This window comes from Imperialibacter sp. EC-SDR9, assembly GCF_902498805.1.
Lineage (GTDB): Bacteria > Bacteroidota > Bacteroidia > Cytophagales > Cyclobacteriaceae > Imperialibacter.
In genome coordinates this window covers 145,238-167,251 of record NZ_LR701579.1, presented here as the reverse complement: position 1 = coordinate 167,251, position 22,014 = coordinate 145,238, and the positions used below count along the sequence as shown (strand labels likewise).

34 protein-coding genes are annotated in these 22,014 nt (G+C 43.4%); all 34 read right to left on the bottom strand.

From position 1 onward, the window contains the following. Positions 1-188 precede the first annotated feature (188 nt). Positions 189-782: a 50S ribosomal protein L17 gene (gene rplQ / locus GC130_RS09080; RefSeq protein WP_151997968.1), complete on the bottom strand. Its 594-nt coding sequence runs from the start codon at positions 780-782 to the stop codon at positions 189-191. 6 nt (positions 783-788) lie between these two features. Continuing rightward, entirely contained in the window at positions 789-1,781 is a 993-nt protein-coding gene (locus GC130_RS09075; RefSeq protein ID WP_151997967.1) for a DNA-directed RNA polymerase subunit alpha, read from the bottom strand. Between the two features lie 28 nt (positions 1,782-1,809). Beyond that, positions 1,810-2,415, bottom strand: a complete 606-nt coding sequence (gene rpsD, locus GC130_RS09070; RefSeq protein WP_151997966.1) for a 30S ribosomal protein S4 — start codon at positions 2,413-2,415, stop codon at positions 1,810-1,812. 19 nt (positions 2,416-2,434) lie between these two features. Continuing rightward, entirely contained in the window at positions 2,435-2,827 is a 393-nt protein-coding gene (gene rpsK, locus GC130_RS09065) for a 30S ribosomal protein S11 (protein WP_151997965.1), read from the bottom strand. A gap of 12 nt (positions 2,828-2,839) precedes the next feature. After that, on the bottom strand, positions 2,840-3,217 hold the full coding sequence (gene rpsM / locus GC130_RS09060; protein ID WP_151997964.1) for a 30S ribosomal protein S13: 378 nt from the start codon (positions 3,215-3,217) through the stop codon (positions 2,840-2,842). 2 nt (positions 3,218-3,219) lie between these two features. Next, positions 3,220-3,336, bottom strand: a complete 117-nt coding sequence (gene rpmJ, locus GC130_RS09055) for a 50S ribosomal protein L36 (protein WP_151997963.1) — start codon at positions 3,334-3,336, stop codon at positions 3,220-3,222. Positions 3,337-3,342: 6 nt separating this feature from the next. Beyond that, entirely contained in the window at positions 3,343-3,561 is a 219-nt protein-coding gene (infA, locus tag GC130_RS09050) for a translation initiation factor IF-1 (protein ID WP_151997962.1), read from the bottom strand. Positions 3,562-3,569: 8 nt separating this feature from the next. Continuing rightward, entirely contained in the window at positions 3,570-4,889 is a 1,320-nt protein-coding gene (secY, locus tag GC130_RS09045) for a preprotein translocase subunit SecY (RefSeq protein WP_151997961.1), read from the bottom strand. A 4-nt stretch (positions 4,890-4,893) separates the two neighbouring features. Next, complete coding sequence (rplO, locus tag GC130_RS09040) at positions 4,894-5,340, bottom strand: 50S ribosomal protein L15 (protein ID WP_151997960.1); 447 nt, start codon at positions 5,338-5,340, stop codon at positions 4,894-4,896. A gap of 4 nt (positions 5,341-5,344) precedes the next feature. Beyond that, positions 5,345-5,524, bottom strand: a complete 180-nt coding sequence (gene rpmD / locus GC130_RS09035) for a 50S ribosomal protein L30 (protein WP_151997959.1) — start codon at positions 5,522-5,524, stop codon at positions 5,345-5,347. A gap of 5 nt (positions 5,525-5,529) precedes the next feature. Beyond that, complete coding sequence (gene rpsE, locus GC130_RS09030) at positions 5,530-6,048, bottom strand: 30S ribosomal protein S5 (RefSeq protein WP_151997958.1); 519 nt, start codon at positions 6,046-6,048, stop codon at positions 5,530-5,532. Positions 6,049-6,054: 6 nt separating this feature from the next. Then, positions 6,055-6,405 (bottom strand): 50S ribosomal protein L18, encoded by a 351-nt coding sequence (rplR, locus tag GC130_RS09025; RefSeq protein WP_151997957.1) that lies wholly within the window; start codon positions 6,403-6,405, stop codon positions 6,055-6,057. A gap of 5 nt (positions 6,406-6,410) precedes the next feature. Beyond that, a complete protein-coding gene (gene rplF / locus GC130_RS09020; protein WP_151997956.1) occupies positions 6,411-6,965 on the bottom strand; it encodes a 50S ribosomal protein L6 in 555 nt (184 codons plus the stop codon). 12 nt (positions 6,966-6,977) lie between these two features. Continuing rightward, complete coding sequence (gene rpsH, locus GC130_RS09015) at positions 6,978-7,376, bottom strand: 30S ribosomal protein S8 (protein WP_151997955.1); 399 nt, start codon at positions 7,374-7,376, stop codon at positions 6,978-6,980. Between the two features lie 84 nt (positions 7,377-7,460). Next, entirely contained in the window at positions 7,461-7,730 is a 270-nt protein-coding gene (gene rpsN / locus GC130_RS09010) for a 30S ribosomal protein S14 (RefSeq protein ID WP_151997954.1), read from the bottom strand. Between the two features lies 1 nt (position 7,731). Continuing rightward, positions 7,732-8,286 (bottom strand): 50S ribosomal protein L5, encoded by a 555-nt coding sequence (gene rplE, locus GC130_RS09005; RefSeq protein WP_151997953.1) that lies wholly within the window; start codon positions 8,284-8,286, stop codon positions 7,732-7,734. Next, on the bottom strand, positions 8,279-8,623 hold the full coding sequence (rplX, locus tag GC130_RS09000; RefSeq protein WP_151997952.1) for a 50S ribosomal protein L24: 345 nt from the start codon (positions 8,621-8,623) through the stop codon (positions 8,279-8,281). The genes rplE and rplX overlap by 8 nt, the downstream gene beginning before the upstream one ends. A gap of 3 nt (positions 8,624-8,626) precedes the next feature. Next, the gene (rplN, locus tag GC130_RS08995) at positions 8,627-8,995 is read right to left on the bottom strand and encodes a 50S ribosomal protein L14 (RefSeq protein ID WP_151997951.1); all 369 of its coding nucleotides are present in this window, start codon (positions 8,993-8,995) and stop codon (positions 8,627-8,629) included. 1 nt (position 8,996) lies between these two features. Then, positions 8,997-9,254, bottom strand: a complete 258-nt coding sequence (gene rpsQ, locus GC130_RS08990) for a 30S ribosomal protein S17 (protein WP_151997950.1) — start codon at positions 9,252-9,254, stop codon at positions 8,997-8,999. A gap of 7 nt (positions 9,255-9,261) precedes the next feature. Beyond that, complete coding sequence (gene rpmC, locus GC130_RS08985; RefSeq protein WP_151997949.1) at positions 9,262-9,456, bottom strand: 50S ribosomal protein L29; 195 nt, start codon at positions 9,454-9,456, stop codon at positions 9,262-9,264. Then, entirely contained in the window at positions 9,453-9,878 is a 426-nt protein-coding gene (rplP, locus tag GC130_RS08980; RefSeq protein ID WP_151997948.1) for a 50S ribosomal protein L16, read from the bottom strand. The genes rpmC and rplP overlap by 4 nt, the downstream gene beginning before the upstream one ends. 22 nt (positions 9,879-9,900) lie before the next feature. Next, positions 9,901-10,668 (bottom strand): 30S ribosomal protein S3, encoded by a 768-nt coding sequence (rpsC, locus tag GC130_RS08975; RefSeq protein ID WP_151997947.1) that lies wholly within the window; start codon positions 10,666-10,668, stop codon positions 9,901-9,903. Between the two features lie 5 nt (positions 10,669-10,673). Further along, positions 10,674-11,066 carry a 50S ribosomal protein L22 gene (gene rplV / locus GC130_RS08970; RefSeq protein WP_151997946.1) on the bottom strand — a complete coding sequence of 131 codons (393 nt, stop codon included), beginning with the start codon at positions 11,064-11,066 and terminating at the stop codon, positions 10,674-10,676. A 4-nt stretch (positions 11,067-11,070) separates the two neighbouring features. Next, complete coding sequence (gene rpsS / locus GC130_RS08965; protein ID WP_151997945.1) at positions 11,071-11,349, bottom strand: 30S ribosomal protein S19; 279 nt, start codon at positions 11,347-11,349, stop codon at positions 11,071-11,073. Between the two features lie 3 nt (positions 11,350-11,352). Further along, entirely contained in the window at positions 11,353-12,177 is an 825-nt protein-coding gene (rplB, locus tag GC130_RS08960; RefSeq protein ID WP_151997944.1) for a 50S ribosomal protein L2, read from the bottom strand. A gap of 12 nt (positions 12,178-12,189) precedes the next feature. Beyond that, on the bottom strand, positions 12,190-12,477 hold the full coding sequence (gene rplW, locus GC130_RS08955; protein ID WP_151997943.1) for a 50S ribosomal protein L23: 288 nt from the start codon (positions 12,475-12,477) through the stop codon (positions 12,190-12,192). 5 nt (positions 12,478-12,482) lie between these two features. Continuing rightward, positions 12,483-13,109 carry a 50S ribosomal protein L4 gene (gene rplD / locus GC130_RS08950; protein ID WP_151997942.1) on the bottom strand — a complete coding sequence of 209 codons (627 nt, stop codon included), beginning with the start codon at positions 13,107-13,109 and terminating at the stop codon, positions 12,483-12,485. A gap of 1 nt (position 13,110) precedes the next feature. Continuing rightward, the gene (gene rplC, locus GC130_RS08945) at positions 13,111-13,743 is read right to left on the bottom strand and encodes a 50S ribosomal protein L3 (protein WP_151997941.1); all 633 of its coding nucleotides are present in this window, start codon (positions 13,741-13,743) and stop codon (positions 13,111-13,113) included. Between the two features lie 183 nt (positions 13,744-13,926). Then, positions 13,927-14,232 carry a 30S ribosomal protein S10 gene (rpsJ, locus tag GC130_RS08940; RefSeq protein WP_151997940.1) on the bottom strand — a complete coding sequence of 102 codons (306 nt, stop codon included), beginning with the start codon at positions 14,230-14,232 and terminating at the stop codon, positions 13,927-13,929. Between the two features lie 7 nt (positions 14,233-14,239). Beyond that, on the bottom strand, positions 14,240-16,348 hold the full coding sequence (gene fusA / locus GC130_RS08935) for an elongation factor G (RefSeq protein WP_151997939.1): 2,109 nt from the start codon (positions 16,346-16,348) through the stop codon (positions 14,240-14,242). A 13-nt stretch (positions 16,349-16,361) separates the two neighbouring features. Continuing rightward, positions 16,362-16,829: a 30S ribosomal protein S7 gene (gene rpsG, locus GC130_RS08930; protein WP_151997938.1), complete on the bottom strand. Its 468-nt coding sequence runs from the start codon at positions 16,827-16,829 to the stop codon at positions 16,362-16,364. Between the two features lie 9 nt (positions 16,830-16,838). Continuing rightward, on the bottom strand, positions 16,839-17,216 hold the full coding sequence (gene rpsL / locus GC130_RS08925; protein WP_151997937.1) for a 30S ribosomal protein S12: 378 nt from the start codon (positions 17,214-17,216) through the stop codon (positions 16,839-16,841). A gap of 94 nt (positions 17,217-17,310) precedes the next feature. Continuing rightward, positions 17,311-17,640, bottom strand: coding sequence for a DUF3467 domain-containing protein (locus GC130_RS08920; protein WP_151997936.1), 330 nt, complete (start codon positions 17,638-17,640; stop codon positions 17,311-17,313). A 6-nt stretch (positions 17,641-17,646) separates the two neighbouring features. Next, positions 17,647-21,969 (bottom strand): DNA-directed RNA polymerase subunit beta', encoded by a 4,323-nt coding sequence (gene rpoC, locus GC130_RS08915; RefSeq protein ID WP_151997935.1) that lies wholly within the window; start codon positions 21,967-21,969, stop codon positions 17,647-17,649. Positions 21,970-22,014: the final 45 nt, after the last annotated feature.

Genomic DNA, 22,014 nt, shown 5'->3' with positions numbered 1-22,014 from the left:
GTTTACCTTTGTATAACTAATGTGATTTATTTGAAAGCCTACCAGCTTTCAAAACTAATTAGCCAGCTTGACATTAGAGGCGAATAAGCAGGCACAAAAATAGAAAGAATTTTCTAAGACCCACCGCTTCAAAACAAAAAAGGGTTGACAAAAGCCAACCCTTTCAATTGAAATATTCTATTTTCTAATTATTTCTTCTCTTCTTCGGCTGAGTCGTCAGCGCTGGCCTCATCAGTACCTTCTTCAGGTGCTTCTTCAGTAGTTTCAGCAGCAACTTCTTCAACAGCCGCTTCGGCTACCGGAGCTTCTTCCACAACTACTGCATCTGTAGCAGACGCTTTAGCTTCGTCAGCACCAGCAGCAGCCTTGCTACGACGGGTTCTCTTAGCCTTAGGCTTCGCAGTAGCTTCTCCAATCAGCAATTCATTGAAGTCAACAAGCTCCATCATACAGATTTCTGCGTTGTCACCAAGTCTGCTACCCAAACGGATAATCCTTGTGTAGCCACCTGGGCGACTCGCAGTTTTTTCAGCCACAGGGCCAAACAGCTCCTGTACAGAATACTTGTTTTGAAGATAAGAGAAAACAATTCTTCTGTTGTGAGTAGAATCGTCTTTTGTCTTGGTGATCAATGGCTCAACATACTTTCTAAGTGCCTTGGCCTTAGCTACAGTAGTTGTTATACGCTTATGAAGAATCAGCGAAGACGCCATGTTAGAAAGGAGCGCCTTTCTGTGGCTTGCTGTCCTGCCTAAGTGATTTATTTTTTTACCGTGTCTCATGATAAATTAATCCTCCTCTAATTTGTACTTACCCAGGTCCATACCGAAAGTAAGCCCTTTCTCCTGTACAAGTTGTTCCAACTCAGCAAGCGACTTCTTACCGAAGTTTCTGAATTTCATCATGTCAGAAATTTCAAGTCTCACCAGATCGCCCAATGATTTAACATCAGCCGCCTTCAGGCAGTTGTAAGCTCTAACAGAAAGATCCAGGTCGTTCAGCGCCGTCTTCAAAAGCTTGCGCATATGAAGTAGCTCCTCATCAACAGCATCTGGCTCCTTAGCATCGGCTGCTTCAAGCACCATGCTCTGATCAGAAAACAACATGAAATGTTGGATAAGTATATTTGCTGCTCCCTTAAGAGCTGCTTCAGGGTGAATAGAACCGTCAGTTTCGATATCAAGAATCAACTGCTCGTAGTCAGTCTTTTGCTCAACCCTGGTATTCTCTACGCTATATTTTACGTTCTTAATAGGAGTAAAAACAGAGTCAATCGGAATATACCCGAAAACCTGATCGCCTGATGGCTTGTTCTCATCAGCGGCTACATAGCCTCTACCCTTTTCGATTGTAACTTCTATCTCGAATTGTGCACTCTGATCAAGGTTACAGATAACCAACTCAGGGTTCAATACTTCGAATGAAGAAGTGAACTTGCCGATGTCGCCAGCTGTAAACTTAGCTTGCTTCGATATAGAGACAGTAACTTTATTGTCTACCATGTCAGCAATCTTCTTGAACCTAACCATTTTGAGGTTCAGAATGATCTCTGTTACGTCTTCCATAACTCCCTCAATTGTAGAGAATTCATGCAAAACTCCTGGTATTTTTATTGCTGTAATTGCATAGCCTTCAAGAGAGGAAAGAAGTATTCTTCTCAGTGCGTTACCAATGGTAACTCCGTATCCTTTCTCGAGCGGTTTAAAGGTGAAAAGCCCATGAAAATCATCGGCCTTTTCCATAACCACTTTCTCGGGCATTTGAAATGCTAGTATTGACATAGCAATAGAAAGTGTTTAATTGATAAAATTATTTTGAATACAATTCGACGATAAGCTGCTCCTTGATGTTTTCAGGAACTTCATCTCTCGATGGAGCTTGAATAAACTTACCAGTCATTTGTGAACCGTCCCACTCTAGCCAGCCAAATTTATTGGAAGAACGTGCTGCAAGACTCTCCGTGATAGCCAATAACGACTTAGATTTTTCACGAACGCCTACAGTATCTCCAGCTGAAAGAGAATAACTTGGGATATTTACTACTTCACCATTTACAGTAATATGCTTGTGAAGGACTAACTGACGTGCTCCTCTTCTTGTTGGGGCAATACCTAAACGGTAAACAGTGTTGTCCAGTCTGCTTTCAAGAAGCTTCAACAGGTTCTCACCAGTGATGCCGTCCTTGCGTTGAGCAGTATTGAATGTCTTAGCAAATTGTCTCTCCAACAATCCGTAGAGGTACTTAGCCTTCTGCTTCTCCAACAGCTGGATAGCATATTCTGACTGCTTACGACGACGGCTTCTGCCGTGCTGTCCTGGAGGATAAGCCTTCTTCTGAAGGGCTTTGCCACCACCCAAAACGGGCTCTCCAAATTTTCTCGAAATCTTGGTTTTTGGACCAGTATATCTTGCCATTTCTTTCTACAGTCTTTAATTAAACTCTACGTCTTTTAGGCGGGCGACATCCGTTGTGAGGAAGCGGGGTCACATCTTTAATCACAGTGACTTCGATGCCAGCATTTTGAATAGTCCTGATAGCAGACTCTCTGCCTGATCCAGGGCCTTTCACAAATACCTCCACCTTGCGGAGTCCTTGATCATATGCCTTAGCTGCACAGTCTTGTGCTGCTACTTGTGCTGCGTATGGAGTGTTCTTCTTCGAACCCCTGAAGCCCATCTTACCTGCTGAAGCCCAAGAAATAACTTGTCCGTTATTATTGGTCATCGCAATGATGATGTTGTTGAATGAAGCCCTTATATGTGCTTGCCCAACTGCTTCAACAGCTACAACACGCTTTTTCGCCTTGTCTTTTCTCTTCTGAGCCATTGCTAAAAGTTATTATTTAGTAGCCTTCTTCTTGTTAGCCACTGTTTTCCTCTTACCTTTTCTAGTACGGCTATTGTTTTTGGTACGCTGACCTCTAACAGGTAACCCTTTTCTGTGACGTAGTCCTCTGTAACATCCAATATCAAGTAAACGCTTGATGCTCAACTGAATTTCAGATTTCAGTACACCCTCAACCTTAATATTCTCAGTGATGATCAAACGAACTGCGTTCGCTTCCTCCTCAGTCCACTCCGACACTTTCTTGTCCCAATTGATCCCCGCCTCAGCAAGTATTTTCTGAGCCGTTCTACGACCAATTCCGAAGATATAGGTCAAACCTATCTCTCCTCTTTTATTATCGGGAATATCAACTCCAGCTATACGAGCCATAATTAACCTTGTCTTTGTTTAAACCTAGGATTCTTCTTATTGATAACGTACACCTTACCATTACGGCGGATTATCTTGCAGTCTACGCTACGTTTCTTTACAGATGCCTTTACTTTCATGACTACTTATTTATATCTGTATACTATTCTTCCTTTTGTCAAATCATAGGGCGACATCTCCATTTTTACTTTATCGCCTGGCAAAATCTTGATGTAGTTCATCCTCATTTTACCTGAAATGTGGGCTACTACCTGATGCCCATTCTCTAACTCCACTCTGAACATCGCATTGGATAGTGCTTCTACTATCGTACCGTCCTGTTCTATAGATGATTGTTTCGCCATATTATAAATTACGCTACAGCCACGTTTTGAGATCTGCCTTTTAATCTACCCGACTTCATCATACCCTCATAATGTCTCATAAGAAGGTAGCTTTCTATTTGCTGTAAAGTATCTAAAATAACCCCCACCATGATCAACAGCGACGTTCCGCCGTAGAACTGTGAAAACTCACGTGTGACGCCTGCCATACTCGCAAATGCTGGCATGATAGCCACCAATGCAAGGAACAAAGATCCTGGCAACGTAATTCTTGTAAGCACTCCATCTATAAATTCAGAAGTTGCCTTTCCTGGCTTAATGCCCGGTATAAAACCTCCGTTTCTCTTCATATCATCACCAATCTGATTAGGATTGATGGTGATGGCTGTGTAAAAGAAGGTGAAAATTATAATCAACGATGCAAACAATGCATTGTACTGCCACGACTGGAAGTCAGAAAACGTAGTCCCTATGTATTGTGCCATGTCACTAGTGTCAGCCCAGATACTTGCAATAAGTGCGGGGAGAAACATAAGCGACTGAGCGAAAATGATTGGCATTACACCAGCTGCATTCACTTTTAGTGGAATGTACTGACGCTGACCGCCATATACCTTATTACCAACTACCTGCTTTGCATATTGGACTGGTATTCTTCTCACAGCCTGTGTCAACATCACAACCGCCATTACTACAAAGAACAATGCAACAATCTCGAGCACAAGGATAAGACCCTGACTCATGCCCCTCGACAGAGATTCAGCAATGATTGCTGCGGGGAACCTCGACACGATGCCTATCATGATAAGCATTGAGATTCCATTGCCTATACCCTTATCAGTAATTTTCTCACCCAACCACATACAGAAAATGGTACCGGCTGTAAGAATAACAATTGAGCTACCTGTAAAGAACGTCCTGTTGGCCATCACAATAGCTTCTGCTGGAATAGTGGCAGTTAAATACCCGATTCCCTGAGCCAGCGTGATAAATATGGTCAATACTCTTGTATACTGATTAATCTTCTTTCTGCCGCTATCACCTTCCTTTTGTAGTCTCTGGAAATAAGGGACAGCCACAGTTAACAGCTGCAAAACGATAGAAGCTGAAATGTATGGCATAATGCCCAACCCAAATATGGAGGCATTACTAAAGGCACCACCTAAGAACGTATCAAGCAAACCAAATATTCCCTGGGCTTCACCAGCAAGTTTAGATGGGTCAATACCTGGAAGGACTATATAAGATCCCAATCTAAAGATCAGTAGAAATCCAACCGTGTTCAAAATTCGAATACGGAGATCCTCAATGCTAAAGATATTCCTTATGGTGCTAATAAATCGCTTCATTCTATTAAAGTACGGTTACCTTACCACCTGCCTTTTCAATTGCTTCCTGAGCAACTTTTGAAAAAGAACTTGCAGATACATCTACTTTTGCTTTCAACTCACCTCTGCCCAATACCTTAACAGTATCGTTCTTAGAAGCCAATCCATGCTCAATAAGCGTGTCAAGAGTCACCTCTTTCACCTTGTAGGTGTCTACAAGTGTCTGAAGCACGTCAAGGTTGATTGGTTTTGAAATAACCTTGTTTCTATTCTTGAAACCAAACTTCGGCACACGGCGCTGAAGTGGCATTTGTCCACCCTCAAATCCTTTTTTCTTGCTATAGCCAGACCTGGATTGAGCACCTTTGTGACCACGAGTGGAAGTACCGCCCATTCCTGAGCCCTGACCTCTTCCTATTCTCTTTCTACTCTGGGTAGACCCCTTTGCAGGTTTTAGTGTACTTAAGTCCATAATCTTAAAGAGCTTTAACTTCAACTAAATGAGTAACCTTAGCAATCATTCCTGCGATTTGAGGAGTAAGTTCCTTTTCGACAGAACGATTTATTTTTGCAAGGCCCAAAGCCTTAATTGTCGCCTTTTGAACTGCAGGACGACCTATTGTGCTTCTTATCTGTGTAATCTGAACTTTTGCCATCAGAATTATCCTTTGTAAACTTTTTCTAGTTCGACACCTCTTTGGTCAGCCACGGTGAACGCATCACGCATTTTTGTCAGAGCGTCAAAAGTTGCTTTTACCACGTTGTGTGGGTTTGACGAACCTTTTGACTTAGCCAAACAATCGTGAACGCCAGCACTTTCTAATACCGCACGCATCGCACCACCGGCAATTACACCTGTACCAGGTGCAGCTGGTTTAATCAAAACCCTGCCGCCGCTGAACTTACCGTTCGATTCGTGTGGAAGCGTTCCTTTCAATATCGGAACCTTAACAAGGTTCTTTTTAGCATCGTCGATACCTTTAGTGATTGCATCGGTTACTTCATTGGCTTTACCCAATCCGTAGCCTACTACTCCATTGCCATCACCTACTACTACGATAGCTGAAAAGCTAAAACGACGTCCACCCTTCACTACTTTCGCTACCCTGTTAATGGCAACTACTCGTTCTTTAAGATCTATTTCGGACGCTTTTACCGATTTTACGTTTGACTGTGTCATGTTCAATTAGAATTTAAGACCACCTTCTCTGGCTCCTTCAGCAAGTGCTTTTACACGTCCGTGGTATGGGTAACCACCACGATCAAAAACACAAGTTGCCAAGCCGCTTTCCTTAGCCTTTTCAGCAATTTTCTTCCCAACCAATTTAGAAACATCATTGTTGATCTTTCCCTTCTGGCCTACATCCTCCGAAGAAGACGCTGCGAGTGTGTGACCACTCAGGTCATCAATTAGTTGAGCATATATTCCCTTGTTGCTTTTGAAAACCGAAAGCCTGGGTCTGTCAGAAGTTCCGCTAATCTTGTTACGGATTCCTCTTTTTATTCTTAATCTTCTGTCTCCTTTACTGGTGGCCATCTTAATTATTTTTTAGCAGCAGTTTTACCAGCTTTTCTACGAACTTGCTCTCCCACAAAGCGAACACCTTTACCTTTGTAAGGCTCTACTTTTCTTAGTGATCTGATCTTGGCAGCAACTTGTCCAATAAGCTGTTTATCGATACTTTCTAGACTTATCGTTGGGTTCTTACCTTTTGGAGTTTCAGTGTTCAACTTAACTTCATCTGGCAGAGCCAAAAATATATTGTGAGAATAGCCAAGGTTTAATTCAAGAACGTTTCCCTGATGTGAGGCTTTGTAACCTACACCTACCAGCTCCAGCTCCGCTTTGTAACCATTACTTACTCCCTCAACCATATTAGCGATCAAAGACCTGTACAAACCGTGCATAGCTTTATGACGCTTTTGTTCAGTTGGTCTTTCAACAACCAATTCTGATCCCTCCAATTTAACCTGGATGTCAGGATCTATATCTTGTGTTAACTGGCCTTTAGGTCCTTTAACCGTAACAACAGTTTTATCTATTGATATGGTTACTCCGGCAGGCACAGTTACTGGTTTCTTTCCTATTCTTGACATGACATCAATATCTTAATAAACGTAACAAAGTACTTCTCCACCAATATTCTGTGTCCTGGCCTCTTTGTCTGTCATTACACCTCTTGAGGTTGAAATGATAGCTACACCCAAGCCATTAAGAACACGAGGAATTTTTTCAACGTGAGCATACTTACGCAAACCAGGCTTACTTATTCTCTCAAGAGATAAAATGGCGTTTTTCTTCGTAACAGCGTTGTATTTCAACGCTATCTTGATAACACCTTGCTTATCATCTTCAACGAACTTGAAGTTCTGGATATATCCCTTATCCATTAGAACCTTGGTGATCTCCTTCTTGATGTTAGAAGCAGGAACCTCAACGATTCTGTGATTTGCTTTTATTGCATTTCTAACTCGTGTTAGATAATCTGCTATAGGATCGGTAACCATACAGTAAAATAATTAAGCCCTTTTTAACAGGGCTGCAAAGGTATAAATTATTTTCTTTCTTAACAATATGCCTTGGGCAAATAATTACCAGCTTGACTTGGTCACGCCTGGTATTTTACCATCAGAAGCCATCTCACGAAATGTTACACGAGAAATACCAAACTTCCTCATATATCCTTTTGGACGACCCGTCAATTTACAACGGTTGTGAAGACGTACCGGAGAAGCGTTCTTGGGCAACTTATCCAGGCCGATGTAATCACCTGCTTCTTTAAGTGCCTTTCTTTTAGCAGCATACTTTGCTACCAAATGCTCTCTTTTTCTCTCCCGTGCTTTAACTGATTCTTTAGCCATGTTATTTATTTTTTGATGCGAATGGCATTCCAAATGCCTTCAGCAATTCATAACTCTCCTCATCACTATTTGCAGTAGTAACAAACGTGATATCCATACCAGATATCTTGTTGATTTTGTCAATACTGATTTCAGGGAAAATGATCTGCTCCTTCACCCCTAATGTGTAGTTCCCTCTGCCGTCGAACCCACTGTCCTTAATTCCTTTGAAGTCACGAACCCTTGGAAGAGCAATTGACATCAAACGGTCAAGAAATTCGTACATCTTGTCACCACGAAGCGTTACTCTCGCTCCAATTGGCATACCTTCACGCAATTTGAAGTTAGATATAGATGTTTTTGCTTTGGTAGGAACTGCCTTCTGGCCAGTGATAGTAGTAAGTTCTTCAACTCCCACATCCACAAGCTTCTTGTCAGCTACAGCTGCACCAATACCCTTGTTTACCGTGATTTTGGTCAGCTTAGGAACCTGCATGATCGACTTGTACTGGAATTTCTCCATCAAGGCTTTCATGATCTCCTCCTGGTATTTCGTTTTTAATCTAGGACTAGCCATTGTTAATTACCTCCCCAGTTTTCTTTGCGTATCTTTGAAGTTTGCCCTTCTTGTCTTCTTTTCTCCCAACTCTTGTTGCATTACCAGTAGATGGGTCTACCACCATCAGGTTACTCAAATGAATAGGAGCCTCTTTCTTTTCGATCCCGCCATTTGGGTTCTGAGCAGAAGGCTTTACGTGCTTCGTAATAATATTACATCCCTCAATAAAGGCCTTGCTATCGCCAGGTACTACTTCCAGCACCTTGCCAGTTTTTCCTCTACTGTTGCCGGCAATCACTTTAACAGTGTCGCCCTTGCGGACATGAAGCTTATTAGGCTTTGAATTAGTTTTCATATGTTATAGTACTTCAGGCGCCAATGAAACGATTTTCATGAATTGTTTTTCACGAAGCTCTCTGGCAACAGGTCCGAAAATACGAGTTCCTCTTGGTTCGTCATTACCTGTCAATAACACAGCTGCGTTATCTTCAAATCTGATATATGAACCATCTTTTCTTCTGATTTCCTTCTTGGTGCGTACAATGACGGCCTTGGAAACAGTACCCTTCTTCAAACTACTTGAAGAAATGGAAGACTTAACGCTCACTACAATCTTATCTCCGATTGAAGCGTAACGCTTACCCGTTCCACCTAGCACACGTATACAAAGTACCTCTTTGGCACCGCTATTATCTGCAACAGATAACCTGGATTCCTGCTGTATCATCTTATTTTGCTCTTTCGATAATTTCTACCAATCTCCAACGCTTCCTTTTACTTAAAGGTCTCGTTTCTGCTATGCGTACAGTATCACCAATGCCACACTCATCCTTCTCATCGTGTGCCAAAAACTTGGTTGTTTTACCTATGAACTTGCCATAGATAGGGTGTTTCACCTTACGAGAAACTGCCACAGTGATAGACTTATTCATCTTATCACTAACAACCTTTCCTGTTTTCTCTTTACGTAGATTTCTGGTCTCCATACTCCAATTATTTTGATAGCTCTCTTGAGTGTAGCTCGGTTTGGATCCTGGCTACAACTCTACGGTTGTGGCGGATCCTCATCGGATTTTCAACAGGAGTAACAGCATGGGCGAACTTCAACTTTTGAAGACTCTCTTTCTCTGCTGCGAGTCGTGCGTTTAGCTCCTCTACAGAAAGCGACTTTAGCTCTGAATTTTTCATTGTATTGCAGCGTAATCTCTTCTGACAATAAATTTAGTTTTTATAGGAAGCTTCTGAGCCGCTAACCTTAGCGCTTCTTTAGCTGTTTCGATGGGCACACCACCCGCTTCGAACATAATAGTTCCCGGCTTTACGATGGCTACCCAATACTCAGGCGCACCTTTACCTTTACCCATACGTACTTCTGCGGGCTTTTTGGTAATAGGCTTATCAGGGAATATGCGGATCCAAACCTGACCCTCCCTTTTCATTGCCCTTGTAACGGCGATCCTCGATGCTTCAATCTGGCGTGAGGTAATAAAACCAGATTCCAATGACTTCAATCCAAAAGTTCCGAAAGAAAGTGTATGACCCCTTTGGGCAATACCTTTTACTCTTCCTTTTTGTTGCTTCCTGAATTTAGTTCTTTTAGGCTGTAACATTTGTCAGCTAATTAACTAGTTATTATTTTCTTTTACGTTTAGGAGCGCCGTCGCCGGGTCCACCTCTTCTTCTACCACCTCCATCACGTCTGTTGCCAGGGCCTCCACCAGAGTTACCACTGTTGGCGTCGTTTGTTATTCCTACGTTAGGGGACAGGTCTCTTTTACCGAAAACCTCACCTTTGAATATCCAAACCTTGATACCAATCTTACCGTAAACAGTCTGCGCTTCAGAAATTGCGTAGTCAATATCAGCACGAAGTGTGTGTAGAGGAATTCTACCCTCCTTGTACATTTCAGTACGTGCCATTTCAGCACCGCCCAAACGTCCTGATACCTTTATCTTAATTCCCTGAGCTCCCACTCTCATTGCAGAAGCAATCGCTTGCTTCATGGCTCTCCTGTAAGAAATACGAGCCTGCAACTGTTGAGCAATTGACTCACCTACCAGAAGTGAATCAAGCTCTGGTCTTTTAATTTCGAATATATTTATCTGGATGTCTTTTCCAGTTATCTTCTTCAGCTCTTCTTTGATCTTGTCGACTTCAGAACCACCTTTTCCAATAACAACACCAGGACGAGCTGTGTGGATAGTCAGCGTTATCCGCTTAAGCGTACGCTCGATAACTATCTTAGCGATTCCACCTTTGGGAATCCTTGCAGTTATGTATTTTCTGATTTTGGTGTCCTCAACCAATTTGTCAGCAAAAGTTTTGCCCCCAAACCAGCTTGAATCCCATCCTTTAATGACTCCGAGTCTAAAACCGACTGGGTTTACCTTCTGTCCCATGCGTTTTACTTTTCTGTGTTTTCGGTTGCTTTCGTTTCAGGCGCAGCTGCCGTAGGTGCCAGGCTGTCCACAATCAGCGTTACGTGGTTCGAACGCTTTCTGATCCTGTGTGCTCTACCTTGTGGCGCTGGTCTCAGTCTTTTCAACATCCGACCTGAATCAACAGATATGGCCTTCACATACAAATCAGCTTCCTCAAGTTTGGCATCTTCGTTGCCCTGCTGCCAGTTGGCAATAGCAGACAACAACAGTTTCTCCAAACGTGCAGCAGGATGCTTTGATTCATGCTTAAGTATAGTCAAAGCCTTATTTACACGTACACCTCTGATAAGATCAACAACCAATCTCATTTTACGTGGAGAGGTAGGAACGTTCTTCAACTTAGCTACTGCTTCCATATCCTTATCTTTTACCTTTATCTTTTTTGGCGATGTGACCCCTGAAATTCCTGGTTGGTGCAAATTCACCTAGCTTGTGACCCACCATGTTTTCAGTAACATACACTGGTATAAACTTGTTTCCGTTGTGAACCGCAAAGGTGTGGCCAACGAAATCCGGTGAGATCATAGATCTTCTTGACCATGTTTTGATTACCGACTTCTTGCCAGCCTCGTTCATGGTTTCCACCTTGTTCTCCAGTCTGAAATCTATATATGGGCCTTTCTTAAGAGATCTAGCCATTACTTATTTCTTTTTATTAGAGATGATTAACTTATCAGAATACTTGTTCGGGCGACGTGTTTTCTTTCCTTTCGCCAACAGACCGTTTCTCGATCTTGGATGACCACCAGAAGCTCTACCTTCACCACCACCCATCGGGTGATCGACTGGGTTCATTACAACACCACGAACCCTTGGACGCCTTCCCAACCATCTGTTACGTCCAGCCTTACCAAGCACGACGTTCATGTGTTCGCCGTTAGATGCCGTTCCAACTGTTGCCATACAGACTGCCAATACCATTCTCATCTCACCAGAAGGCAATTTGATAGTGGCATACTTTCCTTCACGGGCCAATAGTTGACCGTAAGCCCCAGCACTTCTCGCCATAGCTGCTCCCTTACCAGGCTTCAATTCGATAGCGTGAATGATTGTACCAAGAGGAATTTTCGACATTGGCAATGCATTGCCTACTTCCGGAGCTACTGACTCCCCTGAAAACAACGTTTGACCCACCTGAATACCTTCAGGTGCCAAAATGTATCTTTTTTCGCCGTCAGCGTAAGCCAACAAAGCTATGAAAGCTGTTCTGTTTGGATCGTATTCGATTGACTTTACGGTAGCAGGAATATCATGCTTATCACGCTTGAAATCAATCATACGGTACTTCTGCTTATGACCACCACCTAAATAGCGCATAGTCATGCGACCTCCGGCGTTTCTGCCACCACTCTTCTTTCTGCTCGCCACCAACGACTTTTCAGGCACATTGGTTGTAATCGCAGAATAGTCAGGCGCCATTCTGAAACGCTGGCCTGGTGTAATCGGTCTTAATTTTTTTACTGCCATTTTCCCGTTCCTTTATATTCCTGCGTAAAAATCAATTACTTCACCTTCGGCAACGGTCACAATGGCCTTCTTGTAGGCATCAGTTCTGCCTTCAAGCACACGTGACTTTGTATACCTGGTTTTTCTCTTCCCCTGATAGACCATGGTGTTGATATTTTCAACCTTCACACCATACATTTTCTCTATCTCCTTCTTTATTTCTACCTTATTGGCACCCCTCTTCACAACAAAGCCATACTTGCCTTTCTCGTTCATAGAAGACACCTTTTCAGTAACCAAGGGTTTTACTAATACGCTCATGGTCTTTAATTAAGAGTGTTTTCAACTGTTTGAATAGAGCTCTCTACGAAAACTACGTGATCAGCATGAAGCAGATCGTAGGTAGTAACGTCAGCTGCAAGGGCGACCTTTGATCTCTCCAGGTTCCTGCCTGACAAAACAATGTTTTTGTCTACTGCAGGCAACACCACAAGGGTCTTCTTATCAGCAAGCGCCAAAACTTCAAGCATCTTTATGAAGTCTTTTGTTTTAGGAGCGCTGAAAGTGAAATCTTCTATAACAGAAATCGATTCGCCTTTGGCCTTATAAGTCAATGCAGACTTACGGGCAAGTGCTTTTACTTTCTTGTTTAGCTTAAATCCGTACGTTCTGGGTCTTGGTCCGAATATACGACCACCACCAACAAAGACGGGCGATTTGATGCTACCTGCACGGGCAGTACCTGTTCCCTTTTGTTTCTTTATCTTTCTGGTTGAGCCAGAAACTTCGTTACGCTCTTTAGACTTGTGAGTGCCCTGTCTCTGATTAGCTAGAAACTGCTTTACATCTAAATAGATAGCATGGTCATTAGGCTCGATTGCAAATACAGCATCTGAGAGACTAACTTTCCTTCCGGTGTCTTCACCGGTATATTTTTTTACAACTAGTTCCATGTTACTTCTCTAGGATTACGTATGAGTTCTTAGCACCTGGAACGGAGCCACTGACTACAATTAAATTCTTCTCCGGCATGATCTTCATGATCTGAAGGTTAATCACCTTCACTCTGTCACCACCTGTTCTTCCGGCCATTCTAATGCCTTTGAAAACCCTTGATGGAAACGAACATGCACCGATGGAACCGGGAGCACGAAGTCTGTTGTGCTGACCGTGAGTTGCCTCACCAACACCAGCGAAACCGTGGCGCTTAACAACACCCTGGAAGCCTTTTCCTTTTGATGTTCCGATTGCATCAAGAAACTCGGCCTCTTTGAATACTTCGCCGACCATGATCTTGTCCCCTATCTTCACCTGGCCTTCGAATTCCTCACGGAAGTCACGAAACTCAACTACCTTCTTTTTAGGAGTAGTTTTAGCCTTAGCAAAGTGGCCTTTAAGGGCCTTAGGAGTGTTCTTATCCTTCCGTTCGTCATAAGACAACTGGATAGCCTTGTAGCCATCAGTAGCCTCATTCTTCACTTGGGTAACAACGCAGGGACCAGCCTCTATCACCGTGCATGCAACGTTACGTCCATCGGCACCGTAGATACTAGTCATTCCAATTTTTTTTCCAATAATTCCTGACATCGTATTGGTTATAAGTTCTTTATCAACGTTTTCGGCGTTTATCCGCCAAAAAGGACTGCAAAGATAGTAATTTGCTCTGTCCTACAAAACTGTTAACTCTAAATTTTTAAAATATCTATGCACAAAAAAAGAACCAATAACTCTGATCATTATTGGTTCTTTACGAAACAATACTATTAAAGGTCAGACCTTAATTTCAACGTCGACACCGCTTGGCAATTCAAGCTTCATCAAAGCGTCTACTGTTTTTGTACTGTTTGAATAAATGTCTACCAGGCGCTTGTAAGTACAAAGCTGAAACTGCTCTCTCGACTTCTTGTTCACGTGGGGCGAGCGAAGTACAGTAAAGATTTCCTTTTCTGTAGGCAACGGAATTGGACCGCTAACTATAGCACCTGTCGTCTTTACGGCTCTTACGATCTTCTCAGATGATTTGTCAACCAAATTATGGTCGTAAGACTTAAGTTTGATTCTTATTTTCTGTGTCATGATTTTCTTATTTGGCAGCTACACCTTTTGTTTTTGTGATCACGGCATCAGCGATATTCTGAGGCACCTGATCATAATGAGCAAATGTCAAAGAGGCAGTTGCTCTACCTGAACTCATTGTACGAAGGTCGGTTACATAGCCGAACAATTCCGAAAGAGGAACATCTGCTTTGATTACAGACGAAGTACCTTTTGTATCCATGCCCTTCATGATACCTCTTCTTCTGTTCAAGTCACCCGTCAAAGGACCTGTATATTCATCAGGAGTAACTACTTCAACAGCCATTATCGGCTCAAGCAACACTGGCTTAGCCTTTCTTGCAGCCTCTCTGAAACCAATTCTTGCTGCCATCTCAAACGAGAGTGCATCTGAATCGACATCGTGGAATGACCCATGAAATAGTCTTACTTTCATCGTATCGATAGGGTAGCCAGCAAGAGGTCCGTTCTTCATCGAATCGGCAAAGCCTTTCTGAACAGCAGGAATAAATTCTCTTGGGATTACACCACCAACAATACCGTTTACAAACTGTAGACCCTCAGCTGCGTGATCCTCATCTTTTGGTCCAAGCTCAAACACAATATCGGCGAATTTACCACGACCACCAGTCTGCTTCTTGTAGACCTCCTTGTGCTCAACTGTAGATCTAAGTGCTTCTTTGTAAGCCACCTGAGGAGCACCCTGATTAATTTCAACCTTGAATTCCCTCTTAAGACGATCAATGATAATCTCAAGGTGAAGCTCTCCCATACCTCTAAGGATCGTTTGACCTGTTTCCTCATCGGTATTTACCTGAAGAGTTGGGTCTTCCTCAATAAGTTTGGCAATAGCCATTCCCAGTTTATCAACATCTGCCTGAGTTTTAGGCTCAATAGCATAGCCGATAACCGGCTCAGGAAACACCATAGACTCAAGCACTATCTTGTGCTTCTCATCACAAAGCGTGTCGCCGGTCTTAATATCTTTGAATCCAACTACAGCTCCAATATCACCAGCATGAAGCCTTTCGATTTGGTTCTGCTTATTGGCGTGCATTTGGAATATCCTAGAAATCCTCTCTTTGTTGCCTGATCTTGTATTGTAAACATAAGAACCAGACTCAAGCATGCCTGAGTAAGACCTTACGAAACAAAGGCGGCCCACAAAAGGGTCAGTGGCAATTTTAAATGCCAGGCCTGCAAAAGGCTCAGAAACAGAAGGCTTTCTTGAAATCTCAGCATCAGTATCAGGGTTGATACCTTTAATGCTTTCTCTGTCCATCGGCGAAGGAAGAAGTTCCATCACGTAGTTAAGCATTGTTTGAACACCCTTATTCTTGAACGCCGATCCGCAAAGCATTGGCACAAAAGCCAAGTCCACAGTAGCAGCTCTAAGCGCCTTTACCACTTCGTCTCTTGTGATGGACTCAGGGTCTTCAAAGTACTTCTCCAGCAAAGATTCGTCGTACTCAGCAACTGCCTCAAGCAGATGCTCTCTGTACTCCTTCACTTCGTCCTTCATATCTTCAGGAATAGGAACCTCGCTGAAAGTCATGCCGAAGTCATCTTCATTCCATACCATGGCGATGTTTTCAACTAAGTCAACAACACCTTTGAATTTTTCCTCTGATCCGATAGGCAACTGTAACGGAACAGCTTTAGTACCCAATCTTTCTTTCACTTGCTTACATACTGCAAGGAAGTCGGCGCCGGAGCGATCCATTTTGTTTACGAATCCAAGACGAGCAACCTTATAGTTGTCAGCCAGGCGCCAGTTAGTTTCTGATTGAGGCTCAACGCCGTCAACAGCACTGAACAAAAACACAAGACCATCCAATACCCTCAACGACCTGTTTACTTCCACAGTGAAATCCACGTGGCCAGGAGTATCGATAATATTAATGTGGTAATCGTTGTCCTTATATTTCCAGAAAACAGTTGTGGCAGCGGATGTAATTGTAATACCCCTCTCCTGCTCTTGCTCCATCCAGTCCATAGTGGCTGCGCCATCATGAACTTCTCCTATTTTATGATTAACACCTGTATAAAATAGTATACGCTCAGTTGTTGTTGTTTTACCAGCATCAATGTGAGCCGCAATACCAATGTTACGGGTGAATTTAAGATCTCTTGCCATTACGCCTTTTCAATTAAAATCTAAAGTGGGAGAAAGCTTTATTTGCATCAGCCATACGGTGCGTATCATCCTTTTTCTTCACAGCGGCGCCTTCGCCTTTGGAAGCAGCGATGATTTCGCCGGCCAATTTATCAGTCATTGTTTTTTCACCACGAGTTCTGGCGTATTTAATCAGCCATTTGATTCCCAAGGAAACCTTTCTCTCGGGACGTACCTCCAAAGGAACCTGAAAAGTAGCACCACCTACACGGCGGCTTTTTACTTCAACAGCAGGAGTTACATTGTTAAGCGCCTTTTTCCATACTTCAAGACCATCTTCGCTTGTCTTCTTACTAACGGCCTCAATGGCGTCGTAGAAAATGGAATAAGAAACGCTTTTCTTCCCGCTAAGCATTAAATTATTCACAAATTTGGTTACCAAAGTATCCCCAAACTTAGGGTCAGGGAGGATGTATCTTTTCTTAGGTTTTGCCTTTCTCATTGCGATTAATTATTTCTTTTTAGGTCTCTTAGCACCATACTTAGAACGACTCTGAAGTCTTCCTGTTACTCCAGCAGTATCAAGGGCACCTCTAACGATGTGATACCTTACACCAGGAAGGTCTTTCACCCTACCACCTCTGATAAGCACAATTGAGTGCTCCTGAAGGTTGTGACCTTCACCAGGTATGTAGGCGTTCACTTCCTTACTGTTGGTAAGACGAACCCTGGCTACTTTACGCATGGCAGAGTTTGGCTTTTTAGGAGTGGTAGTGTAAACCCTTGTGCACACGCCTCTTCTCTGAGGACATGAATCAAGAGCAGGTGACTTGGATTTCCATGTCACGGCCGTTCTACCTTTTCTTACTAATTGCTGTATAGTGGGCATTTAGACTGTATTTTTCTGTGTTCCAAAAAATGGAACGCAAAGATATGGATTTATAATTTTTAGTGCAAAGAATTGATGGCGAATAATTATTCAACTATGCTTCACCAACTGTGCCTCCAAAATTCATTGGAAACTTGGGTAACTCATTGGTTGTTTTAATTGTGCCAAAGGTATCTTCGTATTTTCGGACATTTTCCTCCAAAGCAGCCAGGAGACGCCTGGCATGCTCTGGAGTAATGACAATTCTCGATTTAACCTTTGCCTTTGGTACACCAGGCATCAGTCTTATAAAATCAATAACGAATTCACTGTTTGAGTGAGCAATCATGGCTAGGTTAGCATAAACGCCTTCAGCAATCTCTTCCGAAAGCTCTATGTTAATCTGATTAGGATTCTTTTTAGGGTCCTTTTCTTCTTTTGCCATAACTACTTACTTGCTGACCTCGAAAGATCTTTCCTCAGTTTGTTGCTCTCTGTCTCTATCCCTTGCAGTCAGCGCCTCGTATTCTTCCTTGGAACCAACAACGTCCCTTTGGAAATTACGCCTTCCTGTACCAGCTGGAATCAGATGACCTACGATTACGTTTTCCTTAAGCCCCTTCAGGTGGTCGGCCTTGCCTCGGATAGAGGCTTCGCTCAATACCTTGGTAGTCTCCTGGAACGATGCAGCTGATATGAAACTTTCCGTATCCAACGACGCCTGAGTAATCCCTTGAAGCGATGGCTTGGAAACAGCAGGTTCAGCGCTACGCACCTCGACGATCTTAAGGTCACGTCTCTTGAGGCTCGAATTCTCATCTCTCAGCCTACGAGAAGAAATGATTTGTCCTGGCTTAAGATTCTCCGAATCACCAGCGTCCATCACTACTTTCTTATCAAGAATGTTATCGTTCTCCTCACGGAAAGCAAACTTGTCGCAAGTTTGTCCAGGTAGGAAACTAGTGTCTCCCGGATCCAGAATCACAACTTTCTGCATCATTTGGCTCACTATGGCCTCAATGTGCTTATCGTTGATCTTCACACCCTGCAGACGATATACTTCCTGTATTTCGTTTACAAGATACTCCTGAACAGCTGTAGGTCCTTTGATGGAAAGAATATCTGCAGGTGTTATAGCACCATCAGACAAGGCATCGCCAGCTCTCACAAAGTCGTTGTCCTGAACAAGGATGTGCTTGGAAAGTGAAACCAGGTAGCGCTTCTTCACTCCGTCCTTAGACTCGATGTAGATTTCACGGTTACCACGCTTAATCCCTCCATAAGTAACCACACCGTCGATCTCGCTCACCACAGCCGGATTGGAAGGGTTACGTGCTTCGAACAATTCTGTTACCCTTGGCAGACCACCGGTAATATCTCTCGACTTAGAAGTCATACGAGGTATCTTCGACAGGATCTGCCCGGCTTTCACCTTCTGGCCTTTTTCAACCGCCAAGTGAGCACCTACCGGAATGTTATAACCTTTCGACTCGTCTCCCTTTCCATTGACAACAATGGCAGGGTTCTTCGTCTTATCCTTTGTATCAATAATTACTTTCTCTCTGTGACCTGTTTGCTCATCAGACTCCTCTTTGAAAGTAATGCCTTCTTCAATTGCATCGAAATCGATAGTACCATCGAATTCTGAAAGAATTACGGCATTATAAGGATCCCAGAAACAAAGCTCCTGGCCTTTTTCTATCTTCTCTCCGTCTTTCACCTTAAGGAATGCACCATAAGGAACGTGGTTACTGATAAATATTTTATCGGTTTTCGGATCCTTTATTTTCATCTCACCGGAACGGCCCATCACCACATTGATGCTTTCTCCTTCATCATTGGTAGTTTTCACTGACCGTAGCCCTTCGAATTCAACGATACCGTCAAACTTAGCCCTTATGCTGGCATCCACAGCAATGTTGGACGCTGTACCACCCACGTGGAAGGTACGTAGTGTCAACTGAGTACCAGGCTCACCAATCGACTGAGCGGCGATTACACCAACAGCCTCCCCTATCTCTACCATGCGGCCAGAGGCAAGGTTACGACCGTAACACTTGGCACAAGCTCCCAGGCGGGTCTCGCAAGTAAGCACTGAGCGAATTTCTACTTCTTCTATGCTGGTAGCATCAATTCTGGCTGCAAGCTCCTCAGTTACTTCATCACCTGCTGACACGATAAGTTCATCAGTGATCGGATCAAACACATCATGTACTGTCACCCTACCAAGAATTCTCTCAGATAAAGGCTCTACTACGTCTTCGTTATCTTTCAAAGCAGTAACAACGATACCTCTCAGGGTGCCACAGTCGTCTTCGTTGATCACGACATCCTGTGCCACGTCAACCAGACGACGGGTAAGATAACCCGCATCCGCCGTTTTAAGGGCGGTATCGGCAAGACCTTTACGAGCACCGTGGGTAGAGATAAAGTACTCGATTACGTCCAGGCCTTCCTTAAAGTTAGAAAGGATTGGGTTTTCGATGATTTCACCAACAGAACCCTGAAGGTTCTTCTGAGGCTTGGCCATCAAACCACGCATACCACCCAGCTGACGAATCTGCTCACGAGATCCACGAGCACCGGAGTGCATCATCATGTAGATCGAGTTGAATCCCTGATCATCTTCTTCCAGTTGCTTAAGCAGTGTGCCGGTCAACTGAGAGTTGATACGAGTCCAGATGTCAATTACCTGGTTGTAACGTTCGTTATCTGTGATAAGACCCATCAGGTAGTTATTCCAAACCACGTCTACTTCTGCTTTCGCAGTTTCGATCATCGTTTCCTTCTCCTCAGGAATCTTAATATCATTCAAACCGATAGACAGACCACCGATATAAGCAGACTTAAATCCAAGCTCTTTGATATCATCAAGGAACTTGGCAGTTCTGGCCATACCAGTGATTTTGAACACGGTACCGATAATCAACTGTAGTTTCTTCTTGGTCAGAAGCTCATCCACATAGCCCACTTCCTCAGGAACGTTCTGGTTAAAAATAACCCTTCCAGCTACTGTTTCGATGACCTTGGTTTCAAGCTCATTGTTCTCGTTAAGAACTTTTGTTCTCACTTTGATATAGGCATGCTTCGAAAGTCTCTCCTCGTTTATAGCGATGATAACTTCTTCGGCATTATAGAAGGTTCTACCTTCTCCCATTACAGGATGATCCTTAGTAGACTTCCGGCCTTTGGTGATGTAGTACAGACCCAATACCATGTCCTGAGAAGGTACAGCAATAGGAGCACCGTTGGCAGGGTTCATAATATTGTGAGAAGCAAGCATCAGCGTTGACGCCTCAAGAATTGCCTCATGGCCAAGCGGCACGTGAACGGCCATTTGGTCACCGTCAAAGTCAGCGTTGAAGGCGGTACAAACCAACGGGTGAAGCTGAATCGCTTTTCCTTCTATCAACTTAGGCTGGAACGCCTGGATACCTAACCTGTGCAGCGTTGGAGCACGGTTAAGGAGCACAGGGTGTCCTTTCAATACGTTTTCAAGAATATCCCAAACAACCGGATCCTTACGGTCAACGATTTTTTTGGCAGATTTAACAGTCTTTACAATACCTCTTTCAATCAGCTTCCTGATAATAAACGGCTTGAAAAGCTCAGCAGCCATGTCCTTGGGCAGACCGCACTCATGCATTTTCAGCTCCGGCCCTACCACAATTACTGAACGACCTGAGTAGTCAACCCTTTTACCAAGAAGGTTTTGACGGAAACGGCCCTGCTTTCCTTTCAGCATGTCTGAAAGTGACTTTAAAGCTCTGTTACCATCCGAACGTACAGCGTTCACTTTTCTTGAGTTATCAAATAGTGAGTCGACAGCTTCCTGAAGCATTCTCTTCTCGTTACGAAGGATTACTTCCGGTGCTTTGATATCAATAAGTCTCTTCAGACGATTGTTTCTGATGATTACCCTTCTGTACAAGTCGTTCAAGTCAGAAGTAGCGAATCTACCACCATCCAATGGAACCAAAGGACGCAATTCAGGTGGGATAACTGGCACCATACGGATCACCATCCACTCTGGGCGGTTTTCAATACGGGTACGAGCATCTCTGAATGCTTCAACCACTTTCAGCCTTTTCAAGGCTTCCGCCTTGCGCTGCTGAGAAGTATCGGTTGATGCCTGGTGGCGAAGATCGTATGAAAGTGAGTCAAGCTCAATTCTTGAAAGAAGCATTTCCAATCCTTCCGCACCCATCTTAGCGATGAACTTGTTAGGATCAGAATCGTCAAGGCTTTGGTTCTCTCTAGGAATTTTATCAAGAATATCGAGGTACTCATCTTCTGTAAGGAAGTCGAGGTAGTTGATACCATCCTCGGCTTTCAAGCCTGGCTGAATAACTACATATCTCTCATAGTAGATGATCTGGTCAAGCTTTTTGGTTGGAAGACCAAGAAGGTAACCGATCTTATTAGGAAGAGAACGGAAATACCAGATATGAGCAACAGGCACCACCAGTTCGATATGGCCCATACGCTCACGGCGCACCTTCTTCTCTGTCACCTCTACACCGCAACGGTCACAGATAATCCCTTTATAACGTATTCTTTTATACTTACCACAGTGACATTCCCAGTCTTTTACAGGTCCGAAAATTCTTTCGCAGAAAAGACCACCCATTTCAGGCTTATAGGTTCTATAGTTGATGGTTTCAGGCTGTGTAACCTCACCATGTGAGCTCTCCAGGATAGATTCAGGAGACGCCAAACTAATAGTAACCTTAGAGAAGTCGCTTGTAATTTTCTTATTTTTTCTGAACGCCATAATGTTATTTATATATGGTTGAGGGGCCTAAGCCCCTTGGGATTT

Bases quoted from the DNA above. Each gene is read 5' to 3' on its own strand.
- rplQ (WP_151997968.1), bottom strand. From the start codon at position 782: ATGAGACACGGTAAAAAAATAAATCACTTAGGCAGGACAGCAAGCCAC.
- rplC (WP_151997941.1), bottom strand. From the start codon at position 13,743: ATGTCAGGAATTATTGGAAAAAAAATTGGAATGACTAGTATCTACGGT.
- rpsN (WP_151997954.1), bottom strand. From the start codon at position 7,730: ATGGCTAAAGAATCAGTTAAAGCACGGGAGAGAAAAAGAGAGCATTTG.
- rplW (WP_151997943.1), bottom strand. From the start codon at position 12,477: ATGAGCGTATTAGTAAAACCCTTGGTTACTGAAAAGGTGTCTTCTATG.
- GC130_RS08920 (WP_151997936.1), bottom strand. From the start codon at position 17,640: ATGGCAAAAGAAGAAAAGGACCCTAAAAAGAATCCTAATCAGATTAAC.
- rplN (WP_151997951.1), bottom strand. From the start codon at position 8,995: ATGATACAGCAGGAATCCAGGTTATCTGTTGCAGATAATAGCGGTGCC.
- rpmD (WP_151997959.1), bottom strand. From the start codon at position 5,524: ATGGCAAAAGTTCAGATTACACAGATAAGAAGCACAATAGGTCGTCCT.
- rplF (WP_151997956.1), bottom strand. From the start codon at position 6,965: ATGTCAAGAATAGGAAAGAAACCAGTAACTGTGCCTGCCGGAGTAACC.
- rplO (WP_151997960.1), bottom strand. From the start codon at position 5,340: ATGGACTTAAGTACACTAAAACCTGCAAAGGGGTCTACCCAGAGTAGA.
- rpsH (WP_151997955.1), bottom strand. From the start codon at position 7,376: ATGGTTACCGATCCTATAGCAGATTATCTAACACGAGTTAGAAATGCA.
- rplE (WP_151997953.1), bottom strand. From the start codon at position 8,286: ATGGCTAGTCCTAGATTAAAAACGAAATACCAGGAGGAGATCATGAAA.
- infA (WP_151997962.1), bottom strand. From the start codon at position 3,561: ATGGCGAAACAATCATCTATAGAACAGGACGGTACGATAGTAGAAGCA.
- fusA (WP_151997939.1), bottom strand. From the start codon at position 16,348: ATGGCAAGAGATCTTAAATTCACCCGTAACATTGGTATTGCGGCTCAC.
- rpsL (WP_151997937.1), bottom strand. From the start codon at position 17,216: ATGCCCACTATACAGCAATTAGTAAGAAAAGGTAGAACGGCCGTGACA.
- rpsM (WP_151997964.1), bottom strand. From the start codon at position 3,217: ATGGCTCGTATAGCTGGAGTTGATATTCCCGATAATAAAAGAGGAGAG.
- rpmC (WP_151997949.1), bottom strand. From the start codon at position 9,456: ATGAAAAATTCAGAGCTAAAGTCGCTTTCTGTAGAGGAGCTAAACGCA.
- rpsS (WP_151997945.1), bottom strand. From the start codon at position 11,349: ATGGCTAGATCTCTTAAGAAAGGCCCATATATAGATTTCAGACTGGAG.
- rpsJ (WP_151997940.1), bottom strand. From the start codon at position 14,232: ATGACACAGAAAATAAGAATCAAACTTAAGTCTTACGACCATAATTTG.
- rpsG (WP_151997938.1), bottom strand. From the start codon at position 16,829: ATGAGAAAGGCAAAACCTAAGAAAAGATACATCCTCCCTGACCCTAAG.
- GC130_RS09075 (WP_151997967.1), bottom strand. From the start codon at position 1,781: ATGTCAATACTAGCATTTCAAATGCCCGAGAAAGTGGTTATGGAAAAG.
- rpsE (WP_151997958.1), bottom strand. From the start codon at position 6,048: ATGACACAGTCAAACGTAAAATCGGTAAAAGCGTCCGAAATAGATCTT.
- secY (WP_151997961.1), bottom strand. From the start codon at position 4,889: ATGAAGCGATTTATTAGCACCATAAGGAATATCTTTAGCATTGAGGAT.
- rpsC (WP_151997947.1), bottom strand. From the start codon at position 10,668: ATGGGACAGAAGGTAAACCCAGTCGGTTTTAGACTCGGAGTCATTAAA.
- rplX (WP_151997952.1), bottom strand. From the start codon at position 8,623: ATGAAAACTAATTCAAAGCCTAATAAGCTTCATGTCCGCAAGGGCGAC.
- rpsK (WP_151997965.1), bottom strand. From the start codon at position 2,827: ATGGCTCAGAAGAGAAAAGACAAGGCGAAAAAGCGTGTTGTAGCTGTT.
- rplD (WP_151997942.1), bottom strand. From the start codon at position 13,109: ATGGAACTAGTTGTAAAAAAATATACCGGTGAAGACACCGGAAGGAAA.
- rpmJ (WP_151997963.1), bottom strand. From the start codon at position 3,336: ATGAAAGTAAAGGCATCTGTAAAGAAACGTAGCGTAGACTGCAAGATA.
- rplB (WP_151997944.1), bottom strand. From the start codon at position 12,177: ATGGCAGTAAAAAAATTAAGACCGATTACACCAGGCCAGCGTTTCAGA.
- rplR (WP_151997957.1), bottom strand. From the start codon at position 6,405: ATGGCCACCAGTAAAGGAGACAGAAGATTAAGAATAAAAAGAGGAATC.
- rpsQ (WP_151997950.1), bottom strand. From the start codon at position 9,254: ATGGAGACCAGAAATCTACGTAAAGAGAAAACAGGAAAGGTTGTTAGT.
- rplV (WP_151997946.1), bottom strand. From the start codon at position 11,066: ATGGAAGCAGTAGCTAAGTTGAAGAACGTTCCTACCTCTCCACGTAAA.
- rpoC (WP_151997935.1), bottom strand. From the start codon at position 21,969: ATGGCGTTCAGAAAAAATAAGAAAATTACAAGCGACTTCTCTAAGGTT.
- rpsD (WP_151997966.1), bottom strand. From the start codon at position 2,415: ATGGCAAGATATACTGGTCCAAAAACCAAGATTTCGAGAAAATTTGGA.
- rplP (WP_151997948.1), bottom strand. From the start codon at position 9,878: ATGTTACAGCCTAAAAGAACTAAATTCAGGAAGCAACAAAAAGGAAGA.